Here is a 7,336-nt window from a genome sequence, read left to right on the forward strand (position 1 = left end):
GCTCCGGACCGCGCTGCGCCGAGGGGCCGCCGCGCCGGCCCGACCCGTTCTCCGAAATCGTCCGGCCCTCACCCGTCGAGGCCGAGGCGCAGGTGCGCGACGGCCTGCTGCCGGACCTCGCCCTGCCCTTCGCCCCGGCCGTGCGCGCGGTCGGGGACGCCGCCGCCTACCTGCGCACCGGCGCCTCCGCACTCGGCAGCTCGGTTTCGGTCCTGGTCGACCGTTTGGACTGAGGGCTTTCCGCCATGCTGCGCTGCGGCCGTCCGGCCGCGTGCGCACCGTGACGGGCGCCGTGATTAGCGTCTTGGGCGGCGTCCGTTTTCCCCGTCGCGCCCTGGACCGCATCGCTTTGCCGAACTAGGTGCAGTGCATCGGACGGCGCCCGTCGCCGGCCGCGACGGATCCGCTTCATGGCCGCACGCATCGAGGACTACGCGCTGATCGGCGACGGCCGCACCGCCGCGCTGATTAGCCGGCAGGGCAGCGTCGACTGGCTGTGCTGGCCGCGCTTCGACGCCTCCGCCCTGTTCGCCGCCCTCCTCGGCACCGAGGAGCACGGGTTCTGGCGCCTCGCGCCGCAGGCCGCCCACGTCGAGACCCGCTGGGCCTACCGCGAGGGCAGCCTCGTGCTGGAGACCCACCACAAGACCCGCGAGGGCGAGGTGCGTGTCGTCGACTACATGCCCGTCGGCGACGGGTCGCACCTGATCCGCCTGGTCGAGGGCCTGCACGGCCGCGTGGCGATGCGCATGGATCTCGCGATGCGCTTCGATTACGGCTCGGCGGTCCCCTGGGTCTCGCACAACGAGCTTGGCGACCTCCGCGCGATCTCGGGGCCGCACAAGGCGGTCCTGCGTACCAAGGCGCCTCTGCGTGGGCATGGGCAGACCACGGTCTCCGAGTTCACGGTGCATGCCGGCGAGGCGGTCGCCTTCACCTTGAGCTACGGCGCGAGCCACGAGGACGACCCGGCGCCGATCGAGCCGTGCAAGGTGCTCGCCGCCACCGACCGGTTCTGGCGGGACTGGTCCGACCGCTGCGCCAGCGGCACGCCCTGGGACGCGATGCTGAAGCGCTCGCTGCTGACGCTGAAGGCGCTGATCTACATGCCGACGGGCGGGATCGTGGCCGCGCCGACGACGTCGCTGCCGGAGGACCTTGGCGGCGTGCGCAACTGGGACTACCGCTTCTGCTGGCTGCGCGACTCGACCTTCACTCTCCTCGCGCTGATGGATGGCGGCTTCCTCGACGAGGCCCGCGCCTGGCGCGACTGGCTGCAGCGCGCGGTGGCCGGCAACCCGGAGCAGGCGCACATCCTCTACGGCATCGCCGGCGAGCGGCTGCTGCCCGAGATCGAGCTCGACTGGCTGCCCGGCTACGAGGGCTCGAAGCCGGTCCGGGTCGGCAACGCCGCGGTCTCGCAGTTCCAGCTCGACGTCTACGGCGAATTGTTCGACGCGCTCTACCAGGCGCGGATGCGCGGCATGCCGACCGACAAGGACGGCTGGCGCGTGGGCCTCGCCATCATCGCCCACCTGGAGAAGGTCTGGAGCGAGCCGGACGAGGGCATCTGGGAGGTGCGCGGCGGGCGCAAGCACTTCGTCCACTCGAAGGTCATGGCCTGGGTCGCCTTCGACCGCGCGATCCGCAGCCATACGGGACAAGCCGACGCCCCCGACGCGCCGGTCGCGCGCTGGAAGGCGATCCGCGACCAGATCCATGCGGAGGTCTGCGAGAAGGGCTTCGATCCGGAGTTGAACAGCTTCGTGCAATATTACGGCTCGAAGAAGCTCGACGCGAGTCTGCTGCTGATCGCCCATATGGGCTTCCTGCCCCAGGACGACCCCCGCGTGGCCGGCACCGTCGAGGCGATCGGCCGAGACCTGATGCGCGACGGCTTCATCCTGCGCTACGACACGCGGGGCCAGACCACGGACGGCCTGCCCGGCAACGAGGGCGCATTCCTGCCCTGCACCTTCTGGTATGCGGACAACCTGATCGGCCTCGGCCGCCGCGCGGAGGCCCGCGCCCTGATCGAGCGCCTGATCGGCATCTGCAACGACCTCGGCCTCGTCTCCGAGGAGTATGACGGGAAGGCCCGGCGGCTGGTCGGCAACTTCCCGCAGGCGTTCACGCATGTTGCGCTCGTGAACACCATCCTCAATTACAGCCGGGCCGAAGGGCCTGCGAAGGAGCGGGGCGGCGCGGACGATTCGGACGCGCCCGCCGGCCGCGATTTGCGCGTGCACCAACCGCACGCGGTCGCGAGCGGTCTCGCGCCGCAGTGACGACAACGGGAAAGACGACACCATGAGCGGAGCTGACACCGCGCCCAAGACGGCGCTTTCCGAGATCGACAAGCTCTCGATCGACACCATCCGCACGTTGGCGATCGATGCGGTGCAGAAGGCCAATTCGGGACACGCCGGCGCGCCGATGGCGCTGGCGCCGGTGGCCTACACCCTGTGGAACCGATATCTCCGCTACGACCCGGCGCATCCCCACTGGCCCAACCGCGACCGCTTCGTTCTGTCCTGCGGACACGCCTCGATGCTACTCTACGCGCTGCTGCACCTTGCAGGCGTGGCGGAAAAGGACGGCGGCAACGCGCCGGCCGTGACGCTCGAGGACATCAAGAAGTTTCGCCAGCTCGATAGCCGCACGCCGGGCCACCCGGAATACCACTTCACCACCGGCGTCGAGACCACCACAGGGCCCCTCGGCCAGGGCGTGGCGAACTCCGTCGGCATGGCGATGGGCGGCCGCTACCTCGGTGAGCACCTGAACCGGCCCGAGCTGCCGCTGTTCGACTACAACGTCTACGCGATCTGCTCGGACGGCGACCTGATGGAGGGCGTCGCCTCCGAGGCCGCCTCGATCGCCGGGCACCTGCGCTTGTCGAACTTGTGCTGGATCTACGACAACAACACCATCACCATCGAGGGCCACACCGAACTGGCCTTCGGCGAAGAGGTCGCGACCCGGTTCCTCGCCTACGGCTGGCAGGTGCTGCGCGTCGCCGACGCCAACGACGTGCATTCGATCTCGGGTGCGATCGAGACCTTCCTGCAGTCGAGCGACCGGCCGACGATCATCATCGTCAACTCGATCATCGGCTTCGGCGCGCCGAAGAAGCACAACACGTCGAAGGCCCACTCGGACGCGCTCGGCGAGGACGAGGCCAAGGGCGCCAAGCGCGCCTACGGCTGGCCGGAGGACGCGCAGTTCCTGGTGCCCGACGGCGTGCAGCAGAACTTTTCCGACAACATCGGCAAGCGCGGCGCCGAGCTCTACGACCAGTGGCAGGGCTTCCTGACGGCCGCCAAGGACGCCGACCCCGAGCACGCCGAGACCCTCGACGCCTTCTTCGAGGGCCGCCTGCCCGAGGGCTGGGACCGGGACATCCCGGTGTTCGAGCCCGACGCCAAGGGGCTCGCGACCCGCGAATCCTCCGGAAAGGTGTTGAACGCCATCGCCCAGCACGTGCCGTTCATGCTCGGCGGCTCGGCGGATCTGGCGCCCTCGAACAAGTCGAACCTCACCTTCGAGGGGGCGGGCTCGCTCACCCCGTTCGAGCCGGGCGGCCGCAACATCCACTTCGGCGTGCGCGAGCACGCAATGGGCTCGATCGTGAACGGGCTCGGGCTCTCGGGCCTCAGGGCCTACGGCGCGACCTTCCTGGTCTTCGTCGACTACATGCGCCCGGCGGTGCGGCTGGCTTCTTTGATGGAGTTGCCGGTCTTCCACATCTTCACGCACGACTCCATCGGCGTCGGCGAGGACGGGCCGACCCACCAGCCGGTGGAGCAGCTCCTGAGCCTGCGCTGCATCCCCGGCCTCGTGACCCTGCGCCCCGCCGACGCCAACGAGGTCGCGGAAGCCTACCGCGTGATCTTCTCGCTGCGGAACCAGCCGGCGGTGCTCGCCCTCTCGCGCCAGCCGCTGCCGACCATCGACCGCACGACCTTCGCCAGCGCGTCGGGCGTCGCCAAGGGCGGCTACGTGCTCGCGGGCGGCGACGCGACGCCGGAGGTGATCCTGATCGGCTCCGGCTCCGAGGTGCAGCTCTGCCTCCAGGCCTACGAGAGCCTGAAGGCCGAGGGCGTGGCGGCGCGCGTCGTCTCGATGCCGTCCTGGGACCTGTTCGAGCGCCAGGACGAGGCCTATCGCGAGAGCGTGCTGCCGCCGGCCGTGCTGGCCCGCGTCGCCGTCGAGCAGGGCTCGGTGATCGGCTGGGACCGCTATGCGGGCTCGGCCGGCACGATCATCGGGATGCACACCTTCGGCTCCTCGGCGCCGATCAAGGACCTGCAGGCCAAGTTCGGGTTCACGCCGGAGAAGGTGCTGCTGGCGGCGCGAGACCAGATCGCCAAGCACAAGAACGATCACAACGCCAAGCACTGAGACAGGCACGCGTACACGCACGCGTACAAGCACGAGTCCTGGGCATCGCGACCCAGGCCTGCGCTCCACGCCGGAGCCAAGGCCTGGGTCCGCGGGTTGATCTCCCGAGCGGGGGGTCGACGACACGACGAACCGAGACCGACGACTTTGCGAGGCATCGACATGAACGCGCTCAAGGCCCTGCACGCCGAACAGGATCAGGCGGTCTGGCTCGACTTCGTCGCCCGCGGCTTCGTCGCCAAGGGCGAGCTCAAGGCGCTGGTCGAGAACGACGGCCTGCGCGGCGTGACCTCCAACCCCTCGATCTTCGAGAAGGCCATCGGCCATTCCGACGAGTACGATGCCAGCCTCAAGAGCGTGATGGAGCAGGGCGACAGCCGCGTCATCGACCTCTACGAGGGCTTGGCCATCGCCGACATCCAGGCGGCGGCCGACGTGCTGCGCCCGGTCTACGAGGCGTCCGACGGCGCAGACGGCTACGTCAGCCTCGAGGTCTCGCCCTACCTCGCCCTGCAGACCGAGGACACGCTGGAGGAGGCTCGCAGGCTCCACAAGGCCGTGGCGCGCGACAACCTGATGGTGAAGGTGCCCGCGACCCCGGAGGGCATCCCGGCGATCCGCCAGCTCACGGCGGAAGGCATCTCGATCAACGTCACCCTGCTGTTCTCGCAGGGCGAGTACGAGAAGGTCGCCCGCGCCTTCGTCGACGGCCTCGCGGAGCGCGCGAGGAACGGCGGCGACGTCTCGCGGATCGCGAGCGTGGCGAGCTTCTTCATCAGCCGCATCGACGTGCTGGCCGACAAGCTGCTCGACGAGAAGGCCGCGGCGGAAGCCGACCCCGAGCGGAAGGCCGCCATCGAAGCCCTCAAGGGCAAGGTCGCGATCGCCAACGCCAAGCTCGCCTACCAGCGCTACAAGGCGGTGTTCGCGGACAGCAAGTGGACGGCGCTGGCCGAGAAGGGCGCCAAGGCGCAGCGGCTGCTCTGGGCCTCCACGGGCACCAAGAACAAGGCCTACCGCGACGTGCTCTACGTCGAGGAGCTGATCGGCCCGAACACCGTCAACACCATGCCGCCGGCCACGATGGACGCGTTCCGCGACCATGGCGCGGTGCGCAACGCGATCGAGGAGGACGTGGCCGGGGCGGAAGCCGTGATGGCGCGCCTGGCTGAGGCCGGCATCGACATCGACGCGATGGCCAAGCAGCTGGTCGAGGAGGGCGTGCAGCTCTTCGTCGACGCCGCCGACAAGCTGCTCGGCGCGGTCGCCGGCAAGCGCGTGGCGCTGCTCGGCCATCGCCTGAACGTCCAGAGCCTGAAGCTCGGCGACGCGCTGGCCGCCGAGACCGGCAAGGCGGTCGAGGCCTGGCGCGCGAGCGGTGCGATCCGCCGCCTGTGGGCGCACGACACCACGGTCTGGTCGGGCGCCGACGAGGATCGGTGGCTCGGCTGGCTCCGCATCGTCGAGGACGAGCTGGAGAAGGCACAGGATTACGCCGCGCTCTCGGCCTGGGTTCAGGGGCAGGGCTTCGCCGACGTCGTCGTGCTCGGCATGGGCGGGTCGAGCCTCGGCCCCGAAGTGCTCGGCCTGACCTACGGCAACCGCGACGGGTTCCCGAAGCTCTCGATCCTCGATTCCACCAATCCCGACGAGGTCCGCGCGCTCGAGGCCACCCTCGACCTGCCGCGCACGCTGTTCGTCGTCGCCTCGAAGTCCGGCTCGACCTTGGAGCCGAACGTGTTTCGCGACTACTTCCTGGCGCGGATGAAGGCGGTCGTCGGCGAGCGGGCGGGCGAGCACTTCCTCGCCGTCACCGATCCCGGCTCGGCGATGGAGAAGGCGGCCAAGGCCGACGGCTTCCGGCAGATCTTCTACGGCGTGCCGCAGATCGGCGGGCGCTACTCCGTGCTCTCGGCCTTCGGGCTGGTGCCGGCGGCCTGCGTCGGCATCGACGTGACGGACTTCCTGGAGCGGGCGCGGATCATGGTCCGCTCCTGCGGCCCGGCGGTGCCGCCGACCGAGAACCCCGGCGTGCTGCTGGGCGCCGCGATGGGCACCGCTGGTCTGGGGGGTCGCGACAAGGTGACGATCGTCGCCTCCCCGGGGATCGCCAGCTTCGGCGGTTGGGCCGAGCAGCTGATCGCGGAGTCGACCGGCAAGCAGGGCAAGGGCCTGATCCCGATCGACGGCGAGCCGGTGGACGTGCCGGCCGCCTACGGCCACGACCGCCTCTTCGTCTACCTGCGCCTCGACGGCCATGCCGACGAGCGCCAGGACGAGACCCTGCGCGGCCTGGAGCGCGAGGGCCATCCGGTGGTGCGCATCACCCTCGACACGGTGGAGCAGCTGCCGCAGGAGTTCTTCCGCTTCGAGATGGCGACCGCGGTGGCCGGCGCGCTACTCGGCATCAACCCGTTCGACCAGCCCGACGTCGAGGCGAGCAAGATCGAGACGAAGAAGCTGTTCGAGGCCGCTGAGGCGAGCGGAGCGCTGCCGCCCGAGACGCCGGTGTTCGAGGACGAGACCATCGCCCTCTACGCCGACCCGGCCAATTCCGGCGCGCTGCCGGAGGCGGCCGACGGGCTGGAGGCCGGGCTGAAGGCGCAGGTCGCCCGGCTCAAGGCCGGCGACTACCTGGCGCTCCTCGCCTACGTGCCGCGGAACGAGGCGAACCACGCCGTCCTGCAGCAGGCCCGCTTGGCGATCCGCGACGCGCGGCACGTGGCGACCTGCCTGGAATTCGGGCCGCGCTTCCTCCACTCGACGGGCCAGGCCTACAAGGGCGGCCCCGACACCGGCGTGTTCGTGCAGATCACCGCCGACCCCGCCGAGGACCTCGCGATCCCGGGGCGCAAGCTCGGCTTCGGCACCGTGGTCGCGGCGCAGGCGCGCGGCGACCTGTCGGTCCTCGCCGAGCGCGGCCGCCGGGCGC

The 7,336-nt window shown here is 70.3% G+C and carries 3 protein-coding genes and 1 pseudogene; all 4 read left to right on the forward strand.

The window, feature by feature from the left end:
* Positions 1–233: pseudogene (locus FV222_RS29605) on the forward strand (hypothetical protein); the annotation flags it as partial.
* Positions 234–410: 177 nt separating this feature from the next.
* Positions 411–2,288 carry a glycoside hydrolase family 15 protein gene (locus tag FV222_RS12845; protein ID WP_147814533.1) on the forward strand — a complete coding sequence of 626 codons (1,878 nt, stop codon included), beginning with the start codon at positions 411–413 and terminating at the stop codon, positions 2,286–2,288.
* A 22-nt stretch (positions 2,289–2,310) separates the two neighbouring features.
* Positions 2,311–4,404 (forward strand): transketolase, encoded by a 2,094-nt coding sequence (gene tkt / locus FV222_RS12850; RefSeq protein WP_147814535.1) that lies wholly within the window; start codon positions 2,311–2,313, stop codon positions 4,402–4,404.
* Between the two features lie 162 nt (positions 4,405–4,566).
* Positions 4,567–7,336: bifunctional transaldolase/phosoglucose isomerase (locus FV222_RS12855; protein ID WP_147814537.1), on the forward strand; the 2,770-nt coding region annotated here is incomplete at its 3' end.

This window comes from Methylobacterium sp. WL103 (assembly GCF_008039885.1).
Lineage (GTDB): Bacteria > Pseudomonadota > Alphaproteobacteria > Rhizobiales > Beijerinckiaceae > Methylobacterium > Methylobacterium cerastii.